Genomic DNA, 25,578 nt, shown 5'->3' on the forward strand with positions numbered 1-25,578 from the left:
GAGTGGCTAATCATTGGGGAGCCCTGCTGTTACTGGCATTTGCGCTAAGTTTGGACAGTTTCGGAGTCGGTGTTACATATGGTCTGCGCAAAATGAAAATTCCACTGTTGTCGATTGCTATCATCTCCGTATGTTCAGGTTTGGTGATTGGCATATCCATGCAATTGGGCGCATTACTATCTCGTGTCCTGTCTCCTGTATATACGACCGTTTTCGGCGCTGTCATCCTGATCTGTATCGGCTGTTACTCTTTGTTTCAAGCTCTGCACCGCAAAGAGGATTCGCTAGAGGATTCAGCGGAGGCCTCTCGGGGGCTGCTTCTTACAGAACAGACTGATCCAGTGAGCAGATCTGTTCTTGGAGAGAAGAAGAGTATAGAGGATGCTGATACAGAGGCTTTCCTTAGCTCAAGAAAAGATCTGTCGGCAGAAGCTTCTGTAGAGCAGCAGGAGCGAACGCTATTTTCTCTGGAGTTCCGCAAATGGGGACTTGTTATTCGGATTCTTCGAAGCCCGTCTGCTGCGGATATGGACCGTTCTGGCAGTATATCTGCTACCGAAGCGGTTTGGCTGGGTATTGCATTATCGGTCGATGCGTTCGGAGCGGGATTAGGGGCAGCTATGCTTGGTTTTCAGCCACTGTCTACTGCGCTGGCTATTACGTTATTCAGTGGAACATTTTTGATTGCAGGGATGAAGGCAGGCTTCTTTCTATCAGCATTTCGATTTATGAAGGCGCTGGGTGTATTGCCGGCATTATTACTGATTATGATGGGCATATTGAAGCTGTTATGAGGTGAAAGAGCATGAATATCGGATTAACCGGAGGTATTGCTACCGGAAAAAGCACCGTGTCGGCTCTTTTGGTCGCCAAAGGTGCGCTGCTGATCGACGCAGATGCCATTGCCCGGGAAGTGATGCTTCCGGGGCATCCGGTGCTGGCGGCGGTCATACAGCATTTTGGACAAGCTATAGTGAACAGTGACGGAACCCTGCACCGCAAAAAACTGGGTGAGATTGTATTCGGAGACCCTGCCCAGCGGCAGGCACTTAACGATATTACACATCCTGCTATTCGTGAGGAAATGCGACTGCGTATGGAAGCATATGAACGGGAACAGCCGGACAAGCTTGTTTTGGCAGATATCCCGTTAATGTACGAGTCCGGGCTGGAGAGCTTGTACGAGGAAATTATGGTTGTGTACGTACCACGTGATATTCAGCTCCAGCGTCTGATGCTCAGAGACGGTCTGACGGAGGAACAAGCTGGACTTCGGCTGTCCGCACAAATGGATATTGAACAAAAGAAAAACTTGGCCGATATCGTTATCGATAATAGCGGAACACAGTCTGAGACGAAACGACAAATTGATCAATTTTGGCAGCGGAAGGGACTTGCATGAATATTTTGCGAAAGAAAAGAGTCCTGCTCACTTTGTTTGTCGGGTTTGTCCTGATTCTGTTCCTCAATTCAAATTGGATGTCCTGGTTCTATCCGATTCAATATAAGGATGAGATTCGGCAGTATTCACAAACGTATGAAGTGGACCCATTTTTGGTGGCGTCTATTATCCGCGTAGAAACCAATTTTAAAACCAGTAAGCAATCGCATAAGGGTGCACTGGGGTTGATGCAGATTATGCCGAATACAGCAAATTGGATTATGGACAGCGCCCAGATTCAAAAGGTTCCGCTAGACAGTGTCAAGCACGAGCCTGGTACCAATATAGAGCTGGGAACCTGGTATTTGCATAACCTATCCATGAAGTTTCAGGATAATCCTGTAGCAATCGTAGCTGCTTACAATGCAGGGCCGGGTAAAGTTCAAGAGTGGCTCGATAAGGGAGTGTGGGATGGAAAAGAAGAGTCCATTAAGCAAATCCCTTTTGGTGAGACACGACATTATGTACAGCGGGTCATTTATTACTACAGGCAATACACGAAAATTTATAATGATTTTTAAAAGACAAGTTAATGACATGATGAGCCTTTTCGCTTTAAAATGAAAAAAAGCGCAGGACAGGCTGTTTTTAGCAGCCCGTCCATACACTTTTTCTTGTTATTTCTGCATTATTACCGCGATTATTGGTATTGACCTGCCAATTGTTGTTCGGCGATCGTTACGAGGCGTTTTGTGATGTAGCCCCCGATCGAACCGTTCTCATAGGAAGTCATGTTACCTTGGTATCCATCTTGAGGAATGCTGATACCCAGCTCTTGAGCGATCTCATATTTCATTTGCTCCAGAGCGCCGGAGGATCTGCTGACTACCAGATTGTTGGAGTTGCCATTGTTTCCTTGTGCCATTGTTGTTCACCTCCTCGCGATGTGGTAAACATATTATGATCCGTTTTGACAAAATTATTACTAAAAATCTTCGGGAATTTATTGGAAAAAGAAAGTGGTGAGATTATGAAATGTCCGTATTGTGCCTACAATGGCACAAAAGTGTTGGATTCGCGACCTGCGAATGATAACAAGTCCATCCGTCGCCGCCGTGAATGTGAGCAGTGTGCCAGGCGTTTTACCACCTTTGAAATGGTGGAGGAAACCCCACTCATGGTCATCAAAAAAGACGGCAGCCGTGAAGAGTTTAGTCGTGATAAAATGCTGCGCGGTCTCATTCGAGCCTGTGAGAAGCGCCCAGTATCCGTCGAGCAATTGGATATGATCGTATCCCAGGTGGAGAACGCTATCCGCAACACAGCAGCCACAGAAGTCGATAGTCAGCAGATCGGGGAGCTGGTCATGGAACAGCTTTACCCAGTGGATGAAGTCGCCTACGTACGTTTTGCGTCCGTCTATCGTCAGTTTAAAGACATCAATATGTTTATGAAGGAACTGAAAACATTGTTATCTAAAGATACAGCCAGCGACTGATCGCTGACTGTATCTTTCTTGGGTCAAGGTGGGAAGATGATTATATTTTTTTTATAAAAGTATTGACACAGGAATAAAAATTTTATATGATATAGAAGTCGCTTGAAACGTTGATTAACTTACTTATGATGGGGCCTTAGCTCAGCTGGGAGAGCGCATCGCTGGCAGCGATGAGGTCAGGGGTTCGATCCCCCTAGGCTCCACCAAACTTTTATTATGGACTCTTAGCTCAGTTGGTAGAGCAGTTGACTCTTAATCAATTGGTCCAGGGTTCGAGTCCCTGAGAGTCCATCCTTTTAGAAAAAACGGCAGAGATGCCGTTTTTTTGTTGTTTATAGATCTATTCCCAGTCTAACCGAGAACAGTTATGGGGTTTTCATTAGCATTTTTTCATTAGCATATCAAAAGAAGTATGGCAAAAAAGAACATCATTGTTTAACGCTGACTGACATAATCGGAAAGGGATTTGAGATACTCACCATTCACCAATTTTCTTGGGGCGAATACGGCTGTTAAGAAAGTTAGAGATTTTGAACGCGCGATTTTTTCATCCATCATGGAATGGTCGGCTTCAGGTAAATGAATCACGGACAGCAGTTCTGGAGGTATTTTCTGGCGATAGACTCGCTCGGTATCCTTTACATCAACATTAATATCTTTGCCAGCCAGAACCAAGAGTACAGGAGAATGGAAGTGACTTAATTCTTCGGTGGAATCAGACAGAAAATTTTTGCCTATAAAGCTCCATCTTTCTTTGGAAATCATATCGTCAGGATCGGCTATGCCTAGATATTCTTCATAAGAAGCATGCTTTTTCAGTAACTGTAGAACTTCTTGATCGTAGTTCAATGTCTTTTGAATTTCTTGCGGAGTAGCTCCTTCTTGTTCCATTTCTTTTCTGGTATTAAATTGTCCTTGGGAAATCCAGTTCACGGCAGGCGATACAAGGATGCTGAATGCAATATCATGCTCCTCTTTAACGATCTTCGGAATGACCCATCCTGCTTGACTGGCTCCCCATAGGCCGATTTTTTGCTTATCAATCATCGGTAAGCTTCTTGCCCAGTCTATTGCATATCGGATCTCCTGTGCGCGGTCCTCCATGCTTTGGTCGAGCCAATTGCCAGGAGCGCTGTTAATACCGGGCTTATTCAGTGACAGGGAGGCATAACCCTTGGAAGCGAACTTTTCCCACAGTGGTTTGTATCCATCATCATATGTGTCATTAATAGGACCATCCCCATGGACAAAAACAACCAATCCAACCTTTCCCGAGTAGTTCTTAGGCAAAGCTAATGTACCTGTTAACAGCCCTTTAGGTGTCTTAATTTGTATTTTTTCTTCTGTCATCTTGTAGGAATTTTGATATAGAACAATTAGTATCAAGGCAACAGCCAGAGTTGCCGCAATACCAAAAGTAAGCTTGAATGTTTTTTTCAACGATGCTCTCTCCTCGAATGCAGGTTCTCTTTCCAACTCATCAGATACCATACAGGCTCCTTGAACCAAAAATGCCGTAACCCATTATACTTGGATTGTTCTACTTCAAACGCCAGTTTGTGATACAAACGGATAGCCCCTTGGTTCTTATGCGCTACATGAAGCGTCAATGCATGAAACCCAGATTCAACCGTAAATTGCTGTGCGAAAGCTAGAAGACGGCGTCCTATTCCCTGGTTACGATTACTTGAACGAATCGCCAAATGATCAATGTAACACTCATTTGCAGCGGGGGTATACTCCAGCGCATGCATACCTGTCAAAAATTTAAATACATTGAAGCAACCAAACTGTTTTAGGAGCGGAGCTAAAGAAATGGGATTTGTTTCAGGAAGTGAAGAGGAGGGGGCCTTCCATTTGAGGGAAAGAACACCGACAACATCTTCGTTCTCTTTGGCTACAAATTGTTTCATAGATGAAGAATAAGGATTTTGAACCCAAACCTGCATTAACAACTTCTGTATATCTTGCTCCTCCAGTGTAACAAGAGATTGGAATTTTGCTTTAAACGATTCGACTAAAAGACTGCAAACAGCTTCATGGTCTTGTTTCTGGTATGCAACAATGTCAAAGGATTTTGCACTCATGTAACGCCCTCCAAGATTTATTCTACTTTAACCTGAATTTCGTATTGCAGCTTGTTGTTGTCGAACATCGAAAGATAAGATTTTTCTACTAGAACAATCTTGCTTTGGCAGTTATATTGGTGATGAGCTACATATCGTTCCATTTGTTTAATTTCATAATCAATCTCTGGTTCTTCAATGACGGAAAGATGCTTATAAAGATAGTTGCCCTCTTCCAGAATATAGTCAGCCACATCCGCCGTTTCATAACATAGCTTCGCCTGTCCAGCATCAGACAAGTAATGCAGGTCATTTTCAAATAATCGAGGTGGGGCAGGGCGGTGTTCAAATAGGTTACCGGCAGTGAGCTCTTGACCATTCTCCAATGCAAACCATAGCTTTAAATGACGGGGAGCTAATCGTTTGACCTGATACTCATCGTCCTGCTGGGTCCGATTATTATGTTCTTCTAACACTTTGTGAATAAACTGTTCATGCATCTTCAAGTTAGCTATTTCGGCCTGTACCTTCTGCAACGAATGCTCTAAAAGCTGGTTATAGTCATCGGCAGCATAGGAAGTCATACATTCTTGAATCTGACCGACAGGGACATTTAATTTGCGTAATAATAAAATATGCGAAAGCTGATAAATCTCATGAAGCCCGTACATTCGATATTGATTTTCTTCTGTATGTGATGGATACAGGACTCCCTTTTCTTCAAAATATCGCAGTTGATGTACAGATACATTCATGAGCTGAGCAAGCTGGCTGATCGTAATGTGTTCTTTCAATGACAGGACTCCTTACTGATAGTTGAATAACTCCACTATAAACCTTAGGTCAGACCTAGGGTCAATAGAAAATATCAAATCAAATCTTGGATAGGCGTATGTGTCGAGCATTTGATGCCCACACCAAGGGGGAGACTGGAGAGTTTACCTGTCGGTGATAACCCGTTATAATCATAAGATTAGTGAGCATAAACAAGATGCTCCGGATGAAGGTTAGAATGGGGAAATCATGTTGAAAACTTTTAAAAAGGTATACATTGAGATAACGAGCATTTGCAATCTCGCATGCAGTTTTTGTCCTCAAACACAGCGTGTCAAAAAATTTATTGATCCGGAAGTCTTTCGAAATGTGCTTGATCAGGTCAAACCACATACGGATTACATCTATTTGCATGTAAAAGGAGAGCCGTTGCTCCATCCGAAAATTGATCTTTTGCTGGAAAGTGCTCATGAGAAAGGCTTGAAGGTCAATATAACCACCAATGGTACCTTGCTGCCGAAGACCGGACATAAGCTGCTTGGGCAACCAGCGCTGCGTCAGATGAACTTCTCTCTCCACAGTTTTGACGGGCATGAAGGCTCCGTGGATCGAGAAGGATATTTGGGTAATATTTTCACGTTTGTAAGAGAAGCGGTGAAACACAATGTCATTATTTCGTTCCGTCTCTGGAACTTGACTGAAGATAATTTGACTAATGTGCAGCGTCAGCGCAACCGGGAAACACTTGAACGACTGGAGCAAGAATTTGGACTGGACTATCGGATTGAGGAAAAGGTGATACCAGGCAGTGGGGTCAAAATCGCACCAAACGTTTATTTGAATCAAGACCATGAATTTGAATGGCCGAGCCTCAGTGCCCCCGAAGATGACGGAAAAGGCTTTTGCCATGCACTCCGTAGCCAAGCGGCGGTATTGGTGGATGGAACGGTGGTCCCTTGCTGTCTGGATGGAGAAGGTGTCATTAATTTAGGTAACGTGCATGAGCAATCTTTTTCCGACATTGTGGAAGGGGAGCGTGCAAACCGTCTGTACTTCGGGTTCTCTAAGAGAGAAGCGGTAGAAGAGTTATGCCGAAAATGCGGGTACCGCAAACGATTTGGAACATAACGGAGATTTGGCAGGTGGAGACTTCGAATCTCTGACAAATCGTTACCTCCGTTTTGAGTTTAGATTCTTAGGAAAAATCCGCTAAACATCAAGGATTTCTTGGTGTTTAGCGGATTTTTTGCATACGTAAAACATACTTACATTCAACTATTAACCAGCGCTTTGGCATACTGTTTGCCTGCCGAGAGAAGGCTGTCACTCAGTTTAGGATCATTAACAGAACGTGCAAGCACAAGAGAACCAACCATACTACTGAACAATGCACTGCCCTTGGACTGATCCATTCCCCCCAAATTGGAGATAAACGTAATCATTCTTTCCAACTCCTGCGTGAATATCTGCCGGATTTCTTCGGAAGAACGGGCTATTTCTACGGAAAGGGCAGGAATAATACAGCCTATTTCTGTTCGATCACGGTGATGGGTGCTTAAATAGTAATCGATGACAACATTAATTTTAGGATCTTGCTTTTCTTGGTCAACGGCCTCCTGAAGCAGTGCGAGGGTATCACTGACGGCATAGCGACAGGCTTCGGCGACTAGCTGTTCTTTGTTATCAAAGTGTGAATAAAACCCGCCGTGAGTTAATCCTGCCCCTTTCATAATAAAGGGCACACTTACATCTTGAATACCGTTGGCACGGAAAGCTTGGGCAGCACTTTCAACGATCTTACTCCGCACTTTCATCTTATGGCCTTTTGGATAAGGCATTGTAATCACTCCACGGGTTTATAATGCTAACTTCAAAATATTATAATCATCATAATAAAACGTGTCAATTTGTCTTCCTATAACGACAACTTCAGAAAGGCTGATCAAGACTATTGACGCTTTTAAAATATGATGACTATAATATATTATAGTCATCATATTTTAAATCATGCCATTTTAACAGGAGGTATTAGTTATGAGCAAGCTTGAATCTGTAGAAACACTGGTCATTGGATCAGGGCCAGGAGGTTATGTGGCAGCATTGCGTTCTTCTCAGCTTGGAATGAAAACGGCGATTGTTGAACGCAGTCAGCTAGGTGGAGTGTGCACGAATGTGGGCTGCATTCCATCCAAAGCTTTGATTGCCGAAGCACATCGCTATGAGATACTCAGGCAGGTAAATCAGGCAGATGCAGCGATGTCATTCGTGAATGCTCAGGCTTTCAAACAGGGGATTGTGAATAAGCAGGCAGGCGGAGTTGGCTTTTTAATGAAAACGGCAGGTGTGAGCATTCTGGAAGGGGAGGCAAGTTTGGTTGATGGGCATACAGCCATCATCAATCAAAATGGAGCGGAACAAACGATATCCTTTAAGTATGCCATATTGGCAACCGGCTCCCGTCCAATCGAGCTGAAAGCATTTCCGTTTGGCGGACGTATTTTGTCCTCTACAGAGGCGCTTTCGCTTCCAGCGGTTCCGTCCAGCCTGATCGTGATAGGTGGTGGATATATTGGCGTTGAGCTTGGACAAATGTATGCCAAATTTGGAACAAAGGTAATGATTCTGGAGGGAGGGGAACGGGTGCTGCCGGGATTTGAGACGGACCTTGTGGCCCCTGTTGTTAAGCAATTGAAAACAGATGGTGCAAGCATCGTAACTGGGGCGATAGCCGAAAAAGTCGTGCATAATACGGATACTATTACGCTGCATTATTCAAAAGATCAAGAGCAGCATCATGTCACCGCTGAGTTTGTATTAGTTACTGTAGGCAGAAAACCGAATACGGATGGCAGATTAGGATTGGAGCACATTGGCTTGCCACTGACGAGCAGGGGGTTGATCGAGACAGACGAGCAGTGTAGAACGGCTATTCCGCATATTTTTGCCATTGGAGATATTACGGAGGGTCCAGCCCTTGCCCATAAGGCTTCCTATGAAGCGAAGATTGCGGCAGAAGCGATTGCAGGTCAAGCTGCTAAAGTGGATTATAAAGCCATGCCGCTGGTTGTCTTTTCTGAACCAGAGCTGGCTAGTGTTGGCCTAAGTGAAACAGAAGCAAAGGAAAAAGCCTTACCGATTGTCATTGGCAGAGCTTCCTTTGCAATTAACGGCAGAGCATTGGCGCTAAGGGCAGCAGAGGGGTACATCAAAATCGTAGCAAAGCAGGGGTCGGGGATCGTACTGGGGGCGCAAATCGTCGGCGTCGAAGCTTCAACACTCATTTCCGAGCTTGCTCTGGCTATCGAGATGGGAGCAACCGTAGAAGACTTAGCTCTAACCATTCATCCCCATCCTACATTGGGAGAAGTAATCATGGAGGCTGCGGAGAATGCGGTCAGAAAAATGGACCGTCCAAAGTAGAGGCTCCGTATGAAATCACTTCATTGCCTGTGAGAATAATTATCAACTATAATATATTATAGTTTGAATATGAGTTTGAGCAGGTACGTGGATGGTTTGGATCGGGGGCTGAACAAAAGCAATGAAGTTGAATGATCACATTTTGCTGTGGAATCATGTTTTTATACAGGTGATGGATGTTCGTCATAAGAAGATCGAAGAAGGGGAGGAGCTACGAACCTACTTACTTCCTGCCAGTGCGTTCTTGTATACCGTTCGTGGAAACGCACGGGTACGGTTGGATAACAGTTTTCACAGGGTAGAGCGTTTCCATGTACTGCATGGCGGAAAAGGAATGTGCCTGAGTATCCTGGCGGAAGAGGTGCTTGAATATTACATCATTTTGTACAAGGCAACGTTGGCCCTGCCTAGCCGCAAAGAGATTGCACAATTGCTGGAAAAGGAAAATCCTTTTCAGAACCAGTATGCTTTCGCACCTCATTACCCACTGCCCCTGTACGATAAAGTGAAGCTGTTGGAGCAAGAATGGCGTGAAGCTTCCGGACTTGGCAAACTGCATGTCAAAGCCTTATTTCAACAATTTGTATATGAGTTGATGCAGCAGTTGTATCGGCAGGGCATTGAGCCTCTTAAGCCCGACCTGGTATCGCAGGCTGTAGCCTATATTCGTGAGCATTTTAGTCGGCCTATGGCACTTGAGGCCATTGCAGAGGAGCTAGAATGCAGTATTGGACATTTATCCAGGTTGTTCAAAAATAAAATGCATACCAGTCCGATTCATTACTTGGGCCAAGTAAGAGCAGATCGAGCGGCAGAACTGCTAATGCAGACAGACGCCACTTTGCAGGAGATCGCAGAGCGTGTGGGATATCCAGATGCCCATTCTTTAAGTCGCAGCTTCAAGAAATATAAGGGACTATCTCCCGTACGATTCAAAAAGGAACGGGAGCATCATGCTCAGAAGCAAGATCAGGATATGCCCCAAACGATGCTTAAATATGCCCTTCAGCGGACATCTTTCGCACGTTATACTGATATTGATTATCAATATCGGTATAACGCGGAAGGAGATTTGTTTATGCACGGAAGAGTCAAAATAACGGCCATGATGATTATGCTGTGTTTATCATTGATGCTGGGAGCTTGCTCGGCTCCGACGAATACAAATGGAAGCTCGCAAACGAAGGCTAATCATACAGCGACATCATCCAACAGCGATGGACAAGCGGCAGTGCAAGCACAGACAAGAACGGTTAAGACATTAAAAGGCGATGTGGAAGTACCTGCAAACCCGAAACGAGTGGCATCGGATCAGTATATGGGTCATCTTTTGAAGCTGGGGATTATTCCGGTGGGGGTCAGAAGCTTTATGCTGAATGAGGCTTGGATTGATCAATCGGGATATCCCAAAGAGAAATTGGCCGGAATCAAGGATCTCGGTGAATTTCCTATGGATTTGGAGGAACTGACCGTTCTGCAACCGGATTTAATTATCGGTTCAATCGAAAAGAACATCGACAGCTACCAAAAGGTAGGAACGACTGTGTTCCTGCCGTATTGGGAAGGCGAATCTACAGCGGGACCGCTGGATAAATTCCGCAGAATTAGCGAAATCTTTGGCAAGCAGAAAGAAGCCGAGCAGTGGATTACTGAATATGAGAAGAAAGCTGCAGAGGCCAGAACGAAAATTCAAGGTATCGTTAAAGACGGAGAGACGGTTTCAATTGTACAAGTCGCCAATAAATCGATATATGTTTTGGCAGCAAAAGGCGGCAATTACGGAAGTCCGACCATTTATCAGATGCTAAAGCTGCCACCTACCAAAAAGGCATTGAACATGAAAGAAGGATTTGAAAATATTTCGCTTGAAGTTTTACCCGAGTATATGGGAGATCACATCTTTGTATACGGTTCAGAAGATGAAGGGGCTAATCAGATTCTGCATAGTGAGCTATGGAAAGGCCTTCCGGCTGTAAAAAAAGGACAGGTTTATATGTACGGTTCATTTAGCGATAAAGGGGATGAGTTTGTGATGGAAGACCCTTATTCATTGGAGCTTCAATTGGATACCATAGTTAATCTCTTATTAGCCTACAAAAAATAAAGCTGAATACAGCTATAAAAATCGAAAATACGTTACCGATGAAACACTTGATTCATAGACAAAAAAACTGCTAAAACGAGGGTAAACCTCTGTGTTTAGCAGTTTTTTTGTCGTAATTCAACAGAGGCACTCACCTCAGTCGCTTATTGTAGTCGTCACCACGCCATTAATGACTGCCGTTCACTGCAACGTCCTCGTTTACAAAAAACAGTGACTATTCTCACAAAAAACGACATCTTCCGACGCTGGAATGCCATATTATAGTAAGTGTTGATAGGCTATAATCGTAGCAGTGAAAACGGATTGTCACAAAAATTTATTAGAGTCAGGATTGGTGGTTCAAATAATGAAGCTGGCAACAAAATTAACTTGGATGATGCTCATCATACTGCTTCTCGTAGGCTCCTCCATTGGATACTTCGGATATCGTACCGCTTACCATCAAGTGGATGAAGCTGCTGGGATCGAGCTGGTGGGTTGCGCCAATATTACGACTGGCCTTATAGATCCTGCGGATATATCGGCTCTGGTCAGTGGAGATAACAGCAAACTTGCTGCCATTGAAGACCGGATCGGCTGGATTGTAGCACATAAGCCTATTTTTAAGGAGGCTTTTATTATCTCTTTGGATGGAAAAATTTTGGCCGCCGATGCCAACTTTAAGCAAAGAGGCTATCAAGCTGGCGATTCCTTCTATTTTACAGACGAAGACAAAGAAATGATAACTACCATGAAGCATTCAGCATATTCCAAGGTTTATACATATGAAGGAACCTCGCTCAAAACTGGATACGGCCCCATTTATCAGGACCATGATCCCACCAAGCCCATTGTTGCACTGATGGCCATCAATTTTGACGGCTCGTTAATTCAGGAACGGACGTTGGATATTATTGTTCAGCCCTTTATTATTGGCGGCTCCATTTTCATGGTGGCTATCCTTGTTGTTTACCTGTTGATTCGCCATATGGTAAGTCCGCTTACCAAGCTGTCAGCCTCTGTGAACACCATTACCAAGGGCGACCTTACCCATGAACCGCTTCTCTTCAAAAACAAGGATGAAATCGGGACGCTGGCCCGCGACTTCAACGATATGACAATGAACCTGCGCAACCTGATTACCCAGGTCAATGACACCTCTATGCTGGTCGCTTCTTCCTCTCAAGAGCTGTCTGCCAGCGCACAGGCAACGAACCGTGCTGGAGAGCATAGCGTGAATGTTACGATTGAGTTGGCTGATGGGGCGCATACCCAATTGCAAAACCTGGAAGGAAGCTATAAAGCTATTCAGGATATGTCCCGCTTCATCAGCGATATTGCTGGCAATGCGGACATCGCAATGAACAAGGCCGCGGATAATGTCCAGAAAGCACGCCTTGGCCGGGAATCAATGGATTCCACCACCTCCCAAATGGGAGTTGTCAGCGAAAGCATCGGCGATCTCTCAAGCATTATTCATACGCTTGGCAGCCACTCCAAGGAGATTGAGAACATTGTCGGCACCATTGCCAGCATCGCCGAGGAGACCAACTTGCTGTCTTTGAATGCAGCGATAGAAGCTGCGCGCGCCGGAGAAGAAGGTCAGGGCTTTGCCGTTGTCGCTGGCTCTGTCCGCAAATTGGCCGAACGTTCTGCCAATTCTGCCACACAAATCAGCGAACTGATCAGTCTGATTATCGCCCAAATGGACAAGGCAGGAGAAACTATGAAGCGTTCCACGAACGAAATGATGCAGGGCAAGGAGTTGATCATATCAGCCGGGCGCTCCTTCTCCGAGATTGAAGTCTCCATCTCCGACATGTCTTCCCAAAGCGAGCAAATATCAGCCACAGTTCGGGATCTGGCGCTGATCTCTGAAGAGCTCGTTGAAGCCATTCAGAATACCGTAATGGTCTCTAACCATACGGTTAAAGGGGCAGAGTCCCTGTCCGCCTCTTCGGAGCAACAGCTTGCTGCCATGCAAGAAGTGGAATCCTCCGCAGCGCTCCTCTCATCACTGGCCGAGAAGCTTCAGGTGCTTGTAGAGAACTTCAAGATTTAAATATTCGAGGTTCAAAGAGAAATAAACCGCTAAAGACGAGGATAAACCCTGTGTTTGGCGGTTTTTTATAGTAATTTTACGAAGGCATTCTCTCAGTCGCTTATGGTAGTCGTTACTGTGACATTGTTGACAGAGGTTGAGGAAGCACTAGAGTTGAAATTAACAACCTCAACGACTACTGTTGCACCAACAATCAGGCCTGTATTTATAATTAGATTTGTAGCAGAAAGCGTTGTTAAGCCGCCTCGCTGCAACGTCCCATTTACAAATACATTGTAGTATCCGCTACTGGTCGGAACAACAAGACTGTTTGCCGCGACTGAAGTACCACTATCATTTGTGAAATTTTGTGCCGGGATAGTGGTCACTCCACCTAATATATTACCAAGCACGACAATAGCTGTGTAACGATTAACCACTGGAGTGACATTGATACTTGTTGTAATAGCAATGTTTCCAGATACGATACTGTCTGCTTCCAGATAGATTCGAATAATAGACATAGGAATTCCTCCATTCCTAATATTCCAGATAAATATTATAGTTTATGTGAATATTCTAGATATGGATTGGATGGGGGAGGAGTCTTCCAATTATTTCTCTTTGTTCAAGCTTCTTTGGGCCCGGGTTACTATTCGCTTCGTTTCTTTGGTATCCGAAATCATCAGCCATGCATTACAAACTTGAAGAACCCATTCTGGGTTGGTTTTGCTGGCGTCATTCAACCAATTACCAACGGAGTCCTGGACATATTTGGCCGGATCGGACTGAACAGCCTCCAAGAGAGGAAGAGCCAGCTCGGGATGTTCTTTTAGTTCAGGGATGTGCTTGGCCCAAACGCCTTGTGGCCGGATTAATTCAATGGCAAAACGACGTATGTTAGCATCCTCATCTCGCACCCAACTGTCTAACAGGGCAAGCCCTTCAAGCAGTTGCAAGGATATGGATTCTCTCACGGCCATCCAGGCTATTTCACGTACTCCGAAATGGGAATCGGCTGCAAAGGGGCGAATGCCAGCCAATTTTTCCTTTACACTTAAACGGGGATCAATCCCGATGATGTAGGCAGCCCAGCAGCGAATGCTGTCTGAAAGATGGGAGGCCATCGCATCAAAGATGCGAATACGTTCTTCTATCGCTTGTTGCTCAAACACATGAAGCCACGCTCGCGCGATTGCGGGTATCATTTTCATGATCTTCTTTTCCTTCAGCTGATTCAATTCGGTCATGAAGACATCGGATGATCGCTGCAAGCCAAATTCATCAAGAGTATTTTGCAATAGTACAACATGATCGACAGCCAGCCATTCGGTGAGATTCACCGTCTCAAGCCGCCCCTGCTGTAGCAGCTGAAGCACATCATTAGGAATATCTGACCCTTTGCGGGCCCCTTTTCGGTGTAACATTTCATTCACTCCATATCGTAAATTGTCTGATAGGTATACGATACTTTTTTGGGTAGGAGTATAGATGTAATGTAGTTTACAACTTCATTAGCTTTTCGCGATGGATGTAAATCGTCTTAAAGCCGGTTATAATGACCTTTTCTTTGACAAGCTCCTGAAGAGCAGTTGTTACAGCCTCACGGGTGGCCCCGACCAGATTCGCAATTTCCTGATGGGAGAGAGGAAAATTGATTTTGCAATACTCTTCACGGCTTTGGAGGGCGAACTGATCGGACAATTTCAGAAGAACATACAAAATTTTATCCTGTAAATTTCCCAAAGCTAAATGCTGGGCCAGACTGCTCATTCCTGAGATTCGGTCACTTAACACCTTGATCATGTTCATCATGAACCGGGGATGTTCTATTAAAAAATGCTCGAATCGGTCTTTGTCCATCCGGCAGATATCGCATTCTTCTATCGTTTCTATATACATATCCCTTGTCCCCAGTGAAATCATATCCATTTCACCAAATACATTTCCTTCGCTGAGGATATCCAAAGTAAATTGCTTTCCGTCAGCGTTTAGCTTATACAGACGTACTTTTCCCTTTTTCACAAAATAAAGTCCCTCGGAAAAGGTCTCTGGGGTTTGTATAAAGTTTTTTTTCGCTATAGTCGTAATGGAGGTCATTTGGTCCATTTCAATTAAATCTTCTAATGAGAGACTATGAAGCAAATTAAATTGGGACAGGTATTGAATGCTATTCATATGTTCTCCTTTTCGTTGCACAGGGTATACAGAATCATAATACAATTATAGCTTCTCTGAGGTATTTTGACCTCTATTACTCACTTGTTTGCGCTAGAGTGAATAATGAATTTTGGGGAATCTGTCGGATTTATGTAAAGGGGAGGTTGGTATAAAATAGATATGCATGTTTGATAGTAGATACATAAAGAGTGAGGTAATAACGATGATTAAATTAAAAGATGTAGGCAATTTCGAGGTTCTTCCTGAGATAGCGATGCATATCGTTCAAGGCAATATATCCGCTTTACGCCAAGCTCTGACCGAAGGCTGGGATATAGAACAAGGGATCGTACTCAGTAAATATACGACATTAAGTCCATTGGATATTACACTCATCACTGAGCAAATGGAAGTCTTGAAGCTACTGGTCGATGAGGGGGTTCAACTTAATGTGAAGGATAATCCCGCATTCCTGACGGCTGTTCGCTATGGTACCGAAGAGATTGTCCGTTATGTGGTCGCCCATGGCGCCAAGCTGGACGGGAAAAATCATGTCAAATCCGGTGCCTATGAGCAAGCCTACTACGGTAACAAAAGCATTATGCTGCTTATCCATGAGCTGGGCCTCGATATGAAGCAGCATGCTGGAGCAACACTCCGCAACGCAGTTAGTAAGCATGACCTGAAAACAGTAGCATTACTATTGGAACATGGCGTAGATATTAATTTCAATGCCCCTAATATGGTATATCCTTATAAAGCCACGCCTTTGACAGTGGCGGCACGCAACAATGATTTTGCGATGGTGAAGTATTTGGTTCAGCAAGGCGCTGATGTGACGCTGGCAGAAAAAGATGGAGAACGGGCATATACAATTGCACTAAGTAATAAAAACGTAGAAATGGCTGAGTATTTAAAGTCTGTAGAGCCTCCAGCATTTCATAATCTGGAAAATAAACGACATGCTTTGAAAAGCTACAAGCTTCCAAAGGAGATTGTTGCCTTTCTGATGGGGGATCAGCTCCGTGTGGACCTGCCAGAAAATGATCTTGATATTCAATTTGTTGAGTTCTTCTCATTCATAGATACGGTTGAGATGAAGGTAGGTCGGCAAAAGCTGTTGCGTCTGTCTCTAAAAGTAGATAATTACTCGGATATTATATTGGTGTGGAATCCGAGGCAGAAGTGCCTGGGTTATTATGACGAGGAGCATCAGGAATATGCGGATGTGTGCAGCTTTGCCGAGTTTCTTGCACAGCCGGAAGATTATCTGGAGAAGATTATTGAGGGGGAATATTTATCATAACGAGGTGAGCCATGAATGCGGTATGCACGCAGTCATGGCTCTTGTTATTTTAAAATACAGCGCTAGTGTACACAGATGCCTAATGCTCATCAGGAATGGTTACGTATGAGCTGAATGAGATTTAGGGTAGCGGTAGATAGGGGTTCGTTCTTGCGGGTACAGATGGCGATTGAATTGAGAAGCTGGATGTCTTCTACATATACCCGGCACAGCTCGCCGCGTTCTACATATTCATATTCATATTCTTGTTTGAATTTTGCAATCCAGGTTGGAATGAGAAAATGAGCCGGTAAATAAGTAGCTGCTAGCCGGATATGACCATGGACTCCATCACGATAATCTTGAGATAATTGTTCGATTTGCTGTTCGACGGCAAAGAGCCGTTTGGCGAGTACAGCAAGCTTTTTACCAGCATCCGTTAAGGCAATCCCTCTTCCTAGCGGCATGAGCAGTGTGAGAGATATTTCTTTTTCAAATTTTTTAATCTGGGCGGTAATCGCAGGTTGGCTAATATTTAAAAGTTCAGAGGCACGTGTCACACTCCCTAATAATTCATTTACAATCAAATTGTAAGTTAATCCAAAGGAGAGTGGAGCGAATGAATCAAACGAACACGTGGGATCAAGTAGACCAGTATATCTCGGAGAGTCTCGTTCCGCATGATGCTATCTTGGAACAAGTATTGCCCAATCAGGGAAAGCTATTAAATATCCTTGCTCAAATGCAGGGAGCGCGACGCGTGCTGGAGATCGGTACTTTGGGAGGCTACAGTACAATCTGGTTGGGAAGGGCGTTGCTGAAGGATGGAAAAATAGTTACGCTGGAAGCCAACCCGATCCATGCTAAAATTGCCCGGTCGAATATATCGCTGGCTCAGTTGGATGGAATGGTGGAACTTCGGGAGGGAGAAGCTTTGGAGCAGTTAGCACAGATGAAAGAGGAGGAAGTTGAGCACAGACCCTCAGGTGCAGGGAGTAAGAAAGTTTTATGATATGCTGGCTGAAGAATCAAGAATTACAGCTACAGCTATCCAAACCGTGGGGAGCAAGGGGTATGACGGTTTCGTCATTGGAATCGTTAAGGGCTGAACGCTAAGCGTCTCGATTGGCTAAACACAAAGGGGATCAGTCCTCGTGTTTAGCTTTTTTCTGAGTAGAGAAGATGGGGACGAATTGTGCGCATAATGGTAAAATAGTACTGATGGAAGCCTTAGAACGTTTTTGAACGTTTACTGCTGAATTCCTATGTAAGAAGAATGAATTTACATAAAAGTAGATGGATTTTCTTTAAAATGTAAACGCAATCATAATGATTGGATCAGGAATTCACCATTTTGTAAAAAAATGAATTAGAAATGAATTTTTTTGAATCTTTTTGAAGAAAAATGATTGTTTTTTGTCAAGTTTGTGGTACGATATGAACAGTTGGGGGAATGATGATGCTGACGGAAGAAAGATACAAGTTAATAATACAGCGCTTACAAGAATGTGGTGTTGTAAAGTTGCAAGAATTGGCTGATCTGTTGGGAGCTTCTGAGTCAACGATTCGGCGTGATTTGATAGATCTTGAGGGCCGTCAGTTGCTCAAGCGGATTCATGGCGGGGCAACCTTGCTGAATCAGAAAAGTCAGGAACCTGGCATGGAAGAAAAAACATTCAAAAACGTTCAAGAAAAAAATGCAGTGGCCCGTATAGCAGCCAAAGAAATTTTGGATGGCGAATGTATTTATCTGGATGCGGGAACAACAACGATGGCGATGATTCCTTACATTGAAGCTAAAGACGTGACGGTCGTGACGAATGGACTATCCCACGTAGAAGCACTGGTAAGCAAAAGAATCAGAAGCTATCTACTGGGAGGGATGATGAAAATTCATACCAAAGCCGTAATCGGGAGTATTGCCCTACAAAATTTGGACAATTTTCGATTCGACAAGTGCTTTCTAGGAACGAACGGGGTGGATATGGAAATGGGGTATACAACTCCTGATCCCGAAGAGGCGCTGATCAAGCGGCGTGCCCACCAGTTGTCTGGCAAAACGTATGTGTTAGCCGATTCCAGCAAAATTGGAGAAGTAACCTTCGCCAAACTGTTCGAGCTCAAGGAAGCTATACTTATTACCGAATCGATGCCAGAACGGTCACGCCGATCCATCGCTCAGAAAACTAAGATAATCGAGGGATAACAATGATATATACAGTAACGCTGAACCCTTCCATTGATTATATCGTGGAAGTTGATGATTTGAAGCTTGGTGATTTGAACCGGATGAAACGTGATTTAAAACTGCCCGGTGGTAAGGGAATTAATGTATCACGTGTACTGAACCAGTTGGGAGCAGATAGCACGGCGATTGGTTTTCTCGGAGGATTCACAGGCAGGTTTATCGACGATACATTGCGGGAAGAATCCATTAAAACTGATTTTGTAATTATCGAAGATGACACACGGATTAACATTAAGCTCAAGCATGGCAATGAAACGGAAATTAACGGTTTGGGACCTGCGATTCGTGAGCAAGAGGCCGATGCGTTGGTGCAAAAGCTGGCGGGACTCCAGAAAAATGACATTGTCGTCTTGTCGGGAAGTATCCCGCCGTCACTTGGAGGAGACTTCTATGATCGACTGATTAGCGTATGCCAGCAAACTGGAGCTGAATTCGTCATCGACACCACAGGTGAGGCGCTGATGAAGGCACTGGTTCATAAACCGCTGCTCATCAAGCCGAATCACCATGAGCTGGCTGAGTTGTTTGGCGTAACTATTCATTCAAAGGAGGAGATCGTCACTTACGGTCGTAAGCTGCTGGAAGCAGGTGCAAAAAATGTACTGATTTCCATGGCAGGAGAAGGGGCTTTGTTCATTACGGCAGATGAAGTGTATCACGCAAATGTACCAGCAGGAACGGTGAAAAATTCTGTAGGCGCAGGTGATTCAATGATTGCTGGATTCGTGGGTACGCTGGCTCTTCATGGCGATCCGATCGAAGCATTCCGTGCAGGGGTGGCATCCGGAAGCGCAACTGCGTTCTCCGATGATCTGGCTACTAGAGAGAAGATTGAACAATTACGGCCGCAAGTCACGATTTCAAAACAGTAATCCAGCTGCATCATGAGCTTATTATGCGTGTGTCAACACGCTGATCGAACTTAGGAGAGTGTGAAAAATGAGAATAACAGACCTGATGATTAAAGAAACGATGATCATGGACCTGCAGGCGACGACAAAAGACGAGGCGATTGAGGAGCTCATCGCTCGTCTCGAAGCAAGTGGACGTATTAATGACCGGGCGTTGTTTAAAGAAATGATTTACAAACGCGAAGCAGAATCCAGCACTGGAATTGGCGGCGGCATTGCGATGCCGCATGCCAAGACCAAAGCCGTGAATGAAGCGACCGTCGTTTTCGCCAAAAGCAGTAAAGGCGTAGAATTCGAATCGTTGGACGGTGAGCCGGCGAAAGTATTCTTTATGATTGCGGCTCCGGAGGGAGCAGCAAATACGCATCTTCGCACATTGGCTGCCCTTTCCCGGCTGTTGATTGATACCGATTTTATCGGGAGCCTTATGAAAACGCAAACACCGGATGAAGTATCTATGCTGTTTGATACCAAGCAGGCGGAAGAAGAAGCTGCCAAGAAAGCAAAAGAGGCTAAGAAAGAGGATGCCAAAGCACAGCAAACGCCAGACGTTATCGTTGGCAATCCGAATTCTGACGAATTTGTGGTTGCAGTGACCGCTTGTCCTACAGGCATTGCACACACGTTTATGGCAGAAGATGCTCTCATTAAGAAAGCGAAAGAAATGGGTGTAAATATCCGTGTAGAGACGAACGGCTCGGAAGGCGCACAAAACGTACTGACAGCGGATGAAATTCGCCGTGCCAAAGGTGTAATCGTTGCAGCTGACAAGAAGGTTGAAATGGCCAGATTTGACGGTAAACCTGTATTGCAAAGACCGGTAAGCGACGGTATCCGTAAATCTGAGGAACTGATCCGCAAAGCGCTGAATGGCGATGCCCCAATTTATCGTAGTGAAGGTAAAGGCAGTGCTGAAGAGTCGAAAGCGGAGAAGAGCAGCGTGGGCAGCAAAATCTACAAGGATTTAATGAACGGTATTTCTCATATGCTGCCATTCGTTGTAGGCGGGGGGATTTTGTTAGCAATTTCCTTCTTGATTGAACAAGTGGCAGGAGAAGACAATGTATTGTTCCAACTGTTGCAGACAATTGGCGGTGGAACAGGTGCGTTCCACTTCCTGATTCCGATACTGGCCGGATTTATCGCGATGAGCATTGGAGACCGCCCGGCACTGATGCCAGGTATGGTTGGGGGTCTGATGGCTGTAAACTCTAATGCAGGTTTCCTTGGCGGTCTGGCAGCTGGTTTCATGGCTGGTTATGTGGTGATCTTCCTGCGTAAAGCTTTTGCAGGTCTGCCGAAAGCGCTGGATGGTTTAAAACCAATCTTGTTATACCCTGTATTTGGACTCCTAATTTCAGGCGCGATTATGTTCTACCTGTTCGATCCGATTTTCGGTGGTATTAATACGTGGCTTGTCAATGTTCTGAACAATTTGGGAACAGGTAATGCAGTTATTTTGGGTCTGATTCTGGGCGGAATGATGTCGATCGACATGGGTGGACCTTTTAACAAAGCAGCTTACGCATTTTCGATCGGTGTCTTTACTTCCAGTGGTAACACGAACGGAGCTATGATGGCGGCTGTTATGGCAGGTGGTATGGTACCTCCGTTGGCGATCGCATTAGCTTCGACGTTCTTCAAAAATAAGTTTACTGAGCAAGAGCGCAAGTCTGGCTTGACGAACTATGTACTTGGATTGTCCTTCATTACGGAAGGAGCCATTCCATTCGCAGCTGCTGATCCTCTGCGTGTCCTGACCTCTTGTATTGTAGGTTCAGCGATTGCTGGTGGTCTGACGCAGTTCTGGCAAATCAATCTTCCAGCTCCACATGGCGGAATTTTTGTAGCAGCTCTTGCCAATCATGCTTTGTTGTTCTTGCTTGCAGTGGCGATTGGTTCCGTGATTTCCGCGCTCATTCTGGGATTGTGGAAAAAACCGCTCGAAGCGAAATAACGGGTATCACAGGAGTGAAAAAATAAAAAGAGGGTCACATTTCCTTAGGCCTTCAAAATAGTAAAGCCGCTAAACACCAGGTTTCTGAGTGTTTGGCGGCTTTTTCTTTATGCAAAGGTGTCGGCTTTGCCTATATAGCTTATTAGTAGTTATTGCATTGGAGCTATAGCCTACAAAGCTCCTTAACCAGCTGTATAAACAGCTTTCGGGCCGAAGACATATACTGCTGGTGATGGTTGTTTTGTAGGAGTCCAATAGGAATATTCGGGTCTGTTAACTGGAGGGGGACGGTGACCAGTTCCTCCTGCATAGGCATTGATGATAGAATCACTCCAACTGAAGGAATCGTTTTTACAAATGTGGGGATCGACGAAATTTGACTGACAGTATAAAAAAACGGCATCGACGGGAAGCGGGAAAGTTCTTTTTCCAGTCGTATATGGTACAAGCAGTTCTTACCTCCGACGATAAGCGGGTACTCGTACAGATCTTCGAGATGAAGCTCACTTTTTACCGCAAAAGGGTGATTACGGGACACAATAAAGGCGATGTGTTCGTGATATATGGGTTCAAAGTGTAAGGAAGGAATCGAGTGAGGTTCCCCAGAGATTGCAAAATCCAGCTTACCGTCCACCAAAGCATTTGCGAGTGCATCCGTGTTTCCAACTGTAAAATGGCACGTAATATTCGGTTTATGCTCTCGAAACTGCTGTAGAGCCAAGGGCAGTACGGTAGCCGCCACCGTTTCAATCACACCGATATGAAGCGTGCCAATCTCCTCCTTTTTCAGAGACTTCGCCTGGTCCATTACAAAATTCCAATGCTGAATAAGCCCGTCTATCTCCTCGGCATATAGTTTGCCTGGGGACGTTAACTCCGCATCCCAACCCCTTTTAAAAAGCTGAAATCCCAGCTCTTTCTCTAATCTCTGGATTTGGCTCGTGACTGTAGACTGAGCGTAGTTTAATTTGGCAGCAGCTTTTGAAAACGTTCCTTCTTCGATTATGGTACGAAATGTAGTTAATTCTTTTAGATCCACGCATGCTCATCTCCATCGGTGAAATTGAATATATTTATGATTATTTTCAATTATACAGATGAAAGTAAGGGGAGTACAATTATATTATCCCAACGGATAGGAGAGTTGAACATGCCATTTGTACGAGTTGGCTACATGGAGCAGCAATACACAGAGCAAGAGTTGCCTTGGATTAGTCGTTGTATCATGAACGCTTTGATTGAACATTTTCTGGTTCCGGAAAAAGATTACTTTCAGGTTTTTCATGCTCATAAGCAAAGCGAGTTTTATTATAGTCCCGATTATTTGAATATACCCAGAACAGATAAGCTGCTGTATATCCAAATTACAATGGGAACGGGTAGAACTACGGAACAAAAAAAGAGTTTCTACCAAAAGTTAGCGGAACTCTTATCTATTGAATGTAAGGTTAGACCGGAGGATGTATTTGTAACACTGGTAGAGACTGAATTAGAGGATTGGTCCTTTGGCAACGGACTTGCCCAGATGATTGTATGAAGCATAAATTGATCAAATCGAGTGTTCGAGAAACCATCGGTGATTTTGCTCCCGCTTTTGTAGGTTATACAGAGGATGTTCTTTTTGGAGATGTATGGAGAAGAAGTGAGCTATCTCTCAGAGAACGGAGTCTCATCACCGTCTCCGCATTGGTAGCGGGTGAGCATGTAAATCAACTCCCTTATCATCTGAAACTGGCCAAGGAGAACGGGATTTCGGAGGAAGAACTGGTTGAGGTCATTACACAGCTTGCCTTTTATGTAGGATGGCCCCGGGCAGCCTCAGCTATTCAGGTTGCCAAAGAGGTATTTTGTAAAGAGAAAGAGAGTTAAACATGAACCTAAAAAAACCGCTAAGCACAAGGGATTCCGAGTGTTTGGCGGTTTTTTTGGCATGGCATACAAATGGAGAAGCGAAGGACTATCTGATCAGATGCAGGCAAAAGTCCAGATCAGCCTGGAGATGCTCCTTCATCAGCCGTTCTGCTGTATCGCCGTCATGTGCGCGGATAGCCTCACAAATATGCTGGTGCTCATCAATCAGAAAGGGACGATGATAGTAGACGACCGTATGACGGAATAAATAAATAACGGATTGCATCCGATCAAACAAATCAATCATCATCGAATTATTACTGGCCTTCATAATGATCTCATGAAACTCTTTGTTCGCTTGCATCACCTCATCCAGCGAGCCGGAACGCCCGATGTCCACACATTGCTCCAAAGCCAGTAGCTCTGTCTCGGACAAGTAGGCAGCCGCGCTGCGCGTCGCATGTCCTTCAAGCAGCATCCGTAGCTCAAAGGTATTGCGCAGGTCGGTTTCAGATAGCTTGACTACACGTTTATTGACGATAAGCCCTTCCTGCTCCAATTTGCGGATGGATTCACGGATAGGCGTGCGGCTTACACCGAGCTGCGTGGCAAGCTTTTCCTCGACCAACTTGGTTCCTTGAGGGATGGTTCCGTTCAGGATCATATCACGCAGTGTTTCATAAGATTGCTGGTGCGCCGTTCGAGAGTTATTGCTGCTGTACTGCATGTCATTCACCTCTACGTCTACTTTAGCGAAAAGATGGAGGTTAAACAATGTCTTTCCTATGTATTTGATAAAAATTGATACAAATTTTAATTTTTTGTATACAAAAATGAATTTATTGTGTACAATCTCAAATATAAAGACGAATTAATAGCGCTTACATGTGATGAAAAGCGTTTACAAATGGATTTATCTAAAAATCCTGAATAGGAAATCGAATTCGAAAAGCTATGGAGGGAATTTACATGACAAAGAAAATTGGATTTATTGGATTAGGTATTATGGGTCGTCCGATGTCGTTAAATCTTTTGAAAGCGGATTATGAGCTGACCGTATTTGATATTAATCAGGAAACCGTCACTGCTTTGGTTGCGTCAGGCGCACATGCAGCGGCATCCCCGAAGGAAGTTGCAGAGCGCAGTGAAATCATTTTTACGATGTTGCCGAATTCCAATCATGTGAAAGAAGTCATTTTGGGCGAGAACGGGATTTTAAAAGGGGCTAGTATTGGAAGCGTTATCGTAGATATGAGCTCGATTTCTCCAGTCGTCTCCAAAGAGCTGTCGGTGAAAGCCGTTGAGGCTGGTCTGCACATGCTGGATGCCCCTGTCAGTGGTGGCGAACCGAAAGCAATTGATGGGACATTGGCGATTATGGTTGGTGGCAAAGAATCAGTGTTTGAGCATGTCTTGGATGTTCTGCATGTGCTGGGTCAGGATGTCACCTTGGTTGGTGATAACGGCTGCGGCACAACGGCAAAGCTGGCTAACCAGATCATGGTGAACCTGAATATCGCGGCCATGTCCGAAGCGCTTGTATTTGCAGCCAAGGCAGGAATTAATATTGAAAAAATGGTGCAAGCAATTCGTGGTGGATTGGCAGGCAGTGCGGTACTGGATGCTAAAGTTCCTCTGATCTTGCAACGGAATTTTGTAGCTGGGGGTCGGATTGATATTAACCTCAAGGACATCACGAACGTTATGGAAACCGCGCATGACATCGGTGTACCGTTGCCACTTAGTAGCCAACTGCTGGAAATATTCCACGCACTCAAAGTGGATGGTAAAGCGGCGGATGATCACGGCGGAATCGTGCAATATTTTGAAAAACTCGCAGGCGTACAGGTAAAAGCAGAGTAGTAGAGCATGCTAATCAAGAATTTGAATAAGGTGGAGATCA

The 25,578-nt window shown here is 44.6% G+C and carries 26 protein-coding genes, 2 tRNA genes and 1 pseudogene; 18 read left to right on the forward strand and 11 right to left on the reverse strand.

The genetic code is table 11. The features are described from left to right. The first annotated feature begins 2 nt into the window (after window positions 1-2). Genes NSQ58_RS22075 through NSQ58_RS22085 form a run of 3 tightly spaced genes read left to right on the forward strand, consistent with a single transcriptional unit; the run spans window position 3 to window position 1,962 of the window. Window positions 3-794, forward strand: coding sequence for an MntP/YtaF family protein (locus tag NSQ58_RS22075; protein ID WP_075154009.1), 792 nt, complete (start codon window positions 3-5; stop codon window positions 792-794). Window positions 795-805: 11 nt separating this feature from the next. Continuing rightward, window positions 806-1,402: a dephospho-CoA kinase gene (coaE, locus tag NSQ58_RS22080; protein WP_023987927.1), complete on the forward strand. Its 597-nt coding sequence runs from the start codon at window positions 806-808 to the stop codon at window positions 1,400-1,402. Then, window positions 1,399-1,962: a lytic transglycosylase domain-containing protein gene (locus NSQ58_RS22085; RefSeq protein WP_023987928.1), complete on the forward strand. Its 564-nt coding sequence runs from the start codon at window positions 1,399-1,401 to the stop codon at window positions 1,960-1,962. The genes coaE and NSQ58_RS22085 overlap by 4 nt, the downstream gene beginning before the upstream one ends. A gap of 119 nt (window positions 1,963-2,081) precedes the next feature. On the opposite strand, the gene NSQ58_RS22090 is transcribed toward NSQ58_RS22085, so the two are convergent. Continuing rightward, window positions 2,082-2,306: an alpha/beta-type small acid-soluble spore protein gene (locus tag NSQ58_RS22090; RefSeq protein WP_013309613.1), complete on the reverse strand. Its 225-nt coding sequence runs from the start codon at window positions 2,304-2,306 to the stop codon at window positions 2,082-2,084. A 105-nt stretch (window positions 2,307-2,411) separates the two neighbouring features. On the opposite strand from NSQ58_RS22090, the gene nrdR reads away from it, so the two are divergent. The 3 genes from nrdR to NSQ58_RS22105 all read left to right on the forward strand — a co-directional run bounded on the left by nrdR (window position 2,412) and on the right by NSQ58_RS22105 (window position 3,170). Next, entirely contained in the window at window positions 2,412-2,879 is a 468-nt protein-coding gene (gene nrdR / locus NSQ58_RS22095; RefSeq protein WP_013309614.1) for a transcriptional regulator NrdR, read from the forward strand. Window positions 2,880-3,009: 130 nt separating this feature from the next. Then, a tRNA-Ala gene (locus NSQ58_RS22100) sits at window positions 3,010-3,085 on the forward strand. A gap of 12 nt (window positions 3,086-3,097) precedes the next feature. Then, a tRNA-Lys gene (locus NSQ58_RS22105) sits at window positions 3,098-3,170 on the forward strand. A 144-nt stretch (window positions 3,171-3,314) separates the two neighbouring features. Here NSQ58_RS22105 and NSQ58_RS22110 read toward each other — a convergent pair. The 3 genes from NSQ58_RS22110 to NSQ58_RS22120 are packed head-to-tail and all read right to left on the reverse strand — an operon-like array spanning window position 3,315 to window position 5,739. Further along, window positions 3,315-4,319: an alpha/beta hydrolase family protein gene (locus NSQ58_RS22110; protein ID WP_264453952.1), complete on the reverse strand. Its 1,005-nt coding sequence runs from the start codon at window positions 4,317-4,319 to the stop codon at window positions 3,315-3,317. Further along, window positions 4,316-4,966 (reverse strand): GNAT family N-acetyltransferase, encoded by a 651-nt coding sequence (locus tag NSQ58_RS22115; RefSeq protein ID WP_023987930.1) that lies wholly within the window; start codon window positions 4,964-4,966, stop codon window positions 4,316-4,318. The genes NSQ58_RS22110 and NSQ58_RS22115 overlap by 4 nt, the downstream gene beginning before the upstream one ends. Window positions 4,967-4,983: 17 nt before the next feature. Further along, a complete protein-coding gene (locus NSQ58_RS22120) occupies window positions 4,984-5,739 on the reverse strand; it encodes a helix-turn-helix domain-containing protein (RefSeq protein ID WP_023987931.1) in 756 nt (251 codons plus the stop codon). Window positions 5,740-5,968: 229 nt separating this feature from the next. Between NSQ58_RS22120 and NSQ58_RS22125 the strand changes: the two genes are divergently transcribed. Continuing rightward, a complete protein-coding gene (locus NSQ58_RS22125; protein ID WP_025719701.1) occupies window positions 5,969-6,847 on the forward strand; it encodes a radical SAM/SPASM domain-containing protein in 879 nt (292 codons plus the stop codon). A 143-nt stretch (window positions 6,848-6,990) separates the two neighbouring features. Here the strand turns inward: NSQ58_RS22125 and NSQ58_RS22130 are convergent, their stop codons facing one another. After that, the gene (locus NSQ58_RS22130) at window positions 6,991-7,557 is read right to left on the reverse strand and encodes a TetR/AcrR family transcriptional regulator (protein WP_023987933.1); all 567 of its coding nucleotides are present in this window, start codon (window positions 7,555-7,557) and stop codon (window positions 6,991-6,993) included. A gap of 196 nt (window positions 7,558-7,753) precedes the next feature. Here NSQ58_RS22130 and lpdA point away from each other — a divergent pair, with 196 nt between their 5' ends. The 3 genes from lpdA (at window position 7,754) to NSQ58_RS22145 (ending at window position 13,284) form a co-directional block, all read left to right on the forward strand. Beyond that, window positions 7,754-9,139, forward strand: coding sequence for a dihydrolipoyl dehydrogenase (lpdA, locus tag NSQ58_RS22135; protein ID WP_053325104.1), 1,386 nt, complete (start codon window positions 7,754-7,756; stop codon window positions 9,137-9,139). Window positions 9,140-9,260: 121 nt separating this feature from the next. Further along, window positions 9,261-11,243, forward strand: coding sequence for an AraC family transcriptional regulator (locus NSQ58_RS22140; protein WP_341058201.1), 1,983 nt, complete (start codon window positions 9,261-9,263; stop codon window positions 11,241-11,243). A gap of 346 nt (window positions 11,244-11,589) precedes the next feature. Beyond that, window positions 11,590-13,284, forward strand: coding sequence for a methyl-accepting chemotaxis protein (locus NSQ58_RS22145; protein ID WP_023987936.1), 1,695 nt, complete (start codon window positions 11,590-11,592; stop codon window positions 13,282-13,284). A gap of 92 nt (window positions 13,285-13,376) precedes the next feature. Here the strand turns inward: NSQ58_RS22145 and NSQ58_RS22150 are convergent, their stop codons facing one another. The 3 genes from NSQ58_RS22150 to NSQ58_RS22160 form a co-directional block, all read right to left on the reverse strand. Then, window positions 13,377-13,787 (reverse strand): DUF4183 domain-containing protein, encoded by a 411-nt coding sequence (locus NSQ58_RS22150; RefSeq protein ID WP_023987937.1) that lies wholly within the window; start codon window positions 13,785-13,787, stop codon window positions 13,377-13,379. Between the two features lie 90 nt (window positions 13,788-13,877). Next, the gene (locus tag NSQ58_RS22155; protein WP_028542884.1) at window positions 13,878-14,690 is read right to left on the reverse strand and encodes a DNA alkylation repair protein; all 813 of its coding nucleotides are present in this window, start codon (window positions 14,688-14,690) and stop codon (window positions 13,878-13,880) included. A 76-nt stretch (window positions 14,691-14,766) separates the two neighbouring features. Continuing rightward, window positions 14,767-15,441, reverse strand: coding sequence for a Crp/Fnr family transcriptional regulator (locus tag NSQ58_RS22160; RefSeq protein WP_279831333.1), 675 nt, complete (start codon window positions 15,439-15,441; stop codon window positions 14,767-14,769). A 205-nt stretch (window positions 15,442-15,646) separates the two neighbouring features. On the opposite strand from NSQ58_RS22160, the gene NSQ58_RS22165 reads away from it, so the two are divergent. Continuing rightward, on the forward strand, window positions 15,647-16,729 hold the full coding sequence (locus tag NSQ58_RS22165) for an ankyrin repeat domain-containing protein (RefSeq protein WP_279831331.1): 1,083 nt from the start codon (window positions 15,647-15,649) through the stop codon (window positions 16,727-16,729). A gap of 89 nt (window positions 16,730-16,818) precedes the next feature. Here the strand turns inward: NSQ58_RS22165 and NSQ58_RS22170 are convergent, their stop codons facing one another. Next, on the reverse strand, window positions 16,819-17,295 hold the full coding sequence (locus tag NSQ58_RS22170) for a LysR family transcriptional regulator (protein WP_316243508.1): 477 nt from the start codon (window positions 17,293-17,295) through the stop codon (window positions 16,819-16,821). A gap of 32 nt (window positions 17,296-17,327) precedes the next feature. Here NSQ58_RS22170 and NSQ58_RS22175 point away from each other — a divergent pair. From NSQ58_RS22175 to NSQ58_RS22190, 4 genes and pseudogenes are all read left to right on the forward strand, one after another. Next, window positions 17,328-17,817: pseudogene (locus NSQ58_RS22175) on the forward strand (O-methyltransferase). Window positions 17,818-18,167: 350 nt separating this feature from the next. Beyond that, the gene (locus NSQ58_RS22180) at window positions 18,168-18,914 is read left to right on the forward strand and encodes a DeoR/GlpR family DNA-binding transcription regulator (RefSeq protein WP_023987941.1); all 747 of its coding nucleotides are present in this window, start codon (window positions 18,168-18,170) and stop codon (window positions 18,912-18,914) included. Between the two features lie 2 nt (window positions 18,915-18,916). Then, on the forward strand, window positions 18,917-19,828 hold the full coding sequence (pfkB, locus tag NSQ58_RS22185) for a 1-phosphofructokinase (RefSeq protein ID WP_028542879.1): 912 nt from the start codon (window positions 18,917-18,919) through the stop codon (window positions 19,826-19,828). Between the two features lie 67 nt (window positions 19,829-19,895). Continuing rightward, window positions 19,896-21,824, forward strand: a complete 1,929-nt coding sequence (locus NSQ58_RS22190; protein WP_023987943.1) for a PTS fructose transporter subunit IIABC — start codon at window positions 19,896-19,898, stop codon at window positions 21,822-21,824. Between the two features lie 163 nt (window positions 21,825-21,987). Here the strand turns inward: NSQ58_RS22190 and NSQ58_RS22195 are convergent, their stop codons facing one another. Beyond that, complete coding sequence (locus NSQ58_RS22195; protein ID WP_316243509.1) at window positions 21,988-22,863, reverse strand: LysR family transcriptional regulator; 876 nt, start codon at window positions 22,861-22,863, stop codon at window positions 21,988-21,990. Window positions 22,864-22,974: 111 nt separating this feature from the next. Here NSQ58_RS22195 and NSQ58_RS22200 point away from each other — a divergent pair, with 111 nt between their 5' ends. Beyond that, a complete protein-coding gene (locus tag NSQ58_RS22200) occupies window positions 22,975-23,361 on the forward strand; it encodes a tautomerase family protein (RefSeq protein ID WP_254347957.1) in 387 nt (128 codons plus the stop codon). After that, window positions 23,358-23,693, forward strand: a complete 336-nt coding sequence (locus NSQ58_RS22205; protein ID WP_023987946.1) for a carboxymuconolactone decarboxylase family protein — start codon at window positions 23,358-23,360, stop codon at window positions 23,691-23,693. Before NSQ58_RS22200 ends, NSQ58_RS22205 begins: the two co-directional genes overlap by 4 nt. An 88-nt stretch (window positions 23,694-23,781) precedes the next feature. Here the strand turns inward: NSQ58_RS22205 and NSQ58_RS22210 are convergent, their stop codons facing one another. Continuing rightward, window positions 23,782-24,402 carry a GntR family transcriptional regulator gene (locus tag NSQ58_RS22210; RefSeq protein ID WP_076157058.1) on the reverse strand — a complete coding sequence of 207 codons (621 nt, stop codon included), beginning with the start codon at window positions 24,400-24,402 and terminating at the stop codon, window positions 23,782-23,784. A gap of 242 nt (window positions 24,403-24,644) precedes the next feature. Here NSQ58_RS22210 and garR point away from each other — a divergent pair, with 242 nt between their 5' ends. Beyond that, window positions 24,645-25,538, forward strand: coding sequence for a 2-hydroxy-3-oxopropionate reductase (garR, locus tag NSQ58_RS22215; protein WP_071558949.1), 894 nt, complete (start codon window positions 24,645-24,647; stop codon window positions 25,536-25,538). Window positions 25,539-25,578: the final 40 nt, after the last annotated feature.

Source organism: Paenibacillus sp. FSL M7-0134, assembly GCF_038007865.1.
GTDB lineage: Bacteria > Bacillota > Bacilli > Paenibacillales > Paenibacillaceae > Paenibacillus > Paenibacillus polymyxa_B.

Coding starts and splice junctions, on each gene's coding strand:
- garR (WP_071558949.1), top strand. CDS start 24,645: ATGACAAAGAAAATTGGATTTATTGGATTAGGTATTATGGGTCGTCCG.
- NSQ58_RS22125 (WP_025719701.1), top strand. CDS start 5,969: ATGTTGAAAACTTTTAAAAAGGTATACATTGAGATAACGAGCATTTGC.
- NSQ58_RS22155 (WP_028542884.1), bottom strand. CDS start 14,690: ATGTTACACCGAAAAGGGGCCCGCAAAGGGTCAGATATTCCTAATGAT.
- NSQ58_RS22085 (WP_023987928.1), top strand. CDS start 1,399: ATGAATATTTTGCGAAAGAAAAGAGTCCTGCTCACTTTGTTTGTCGGG.
- pfkB (WP_028542879.1), top strand. CDS start 18,917: ATGATATATACAGTAACGCTGAACCCTTCCATTGATTATATCGTGGAA.
- NSQ58_RS22190 (WP_023987943.1), top strand. CDS start 19,896: ATGAGAATAACAGACCTGATGATTAAAGAAACGATGATCATGGACCTG.
- NSQ58_RS22200 (WP_254347957.1), top strand. CDS start 22,975: ATGCCATTTGTACGAGTTGGCTACATGGAGCAGCAATACACAGAGCAA.
- NSQ58_RS22140 (WP_341058201.1), top strand. CDS start 9,261: ATGAAGTTGAATGATCACATTTTGCTGTGGAATCATGTTTTTATACAG.
- lpdA (WP_053325104.1), top strand. CDS start 7,754: ATGAGCAAGCTTGAATCTGTAGAAACACTGGTCATTGGATCAGGGCCA.
- NSQ58_RS22130 (WP_023987933.1), bottom strand. CDS start 7,557: ATGCCTTATCCAAAAGGCCATAAGATGAAAGTGCGGAGTAAGATCGTT.
- NSQ58_RS22150 (WP_023987937.1), bottom strand. CDS start 13,787: ATGTCTATTATTCGAATCTATCTGGAAGCAGACAGTATCGTATCTGGA.
- NSQ58_RS22160 (WP_279831333.1), bottom strand. CDS start 15,441: ATGAATAGCATTCAATACCTGTCCCAATTTAATTTGCTTCATAGTCTC.
- NSQ58_RS22210 (WP_076157058.1), bottom strand. CDS start 24,402: ATGCAGTACAGCAGCAATAACTCTCGAACGGCGCACCAGCAATCTTAT.
- NSQ58_RS22145 (WP_023987936.1), top strand. CDS start 11,590: ATGAAGCTGGCAACAAAATTAACTTGGATGATGCTCATCATACTGCTT.
- NSQ58_RS22165 (WP_279831331.1), top strand. CDS start 15,647: ATGATTAAATTAAAAGATGTAGGCAATTTCGAGGTTCTTCCTGAGATA.
- NSQ58_RS22115 (WP_023987930.1), bottom strand. CDS start 4,966: ATGAGTGCAAAATCCTTTGACATTGTTGCATACCAGAAACAAGACCAT.
- NSQ58_RS22205 (WP_023987946.1), top strand. CDS start 23,358: ATGAAGCATAAATTGATCAAATCGAGTGTTCGAGAAACCATCGGTGAT.
- coaE (WP_023987927.1), top strand. CDS start 806: ATGAATATCGGATTAACCGGAGGTATTGCTACCGGAAAAAGCACCGTG.
- nrdR (WP_013309614.1), top strand. CDS start 2,412: ATGAAATGTCCGTATTGTGCCTACAATGGCACAAAAGTGTTGGATTCG.
- NSQ58_RS22180 (WP_023987941.1), top strand. CDS start 18,168: ATGCTGACGGAAGAAAGATACAAGTTAATAATACAGCGCTTACAAGAA.
- NSQ58_RS22090 (WP_013309613.1), bottom strand. CDS start 2,306: ATGGCACAAGGAAACAATGGCAACTCCAACAATCTGGTAGTCAGCAGA.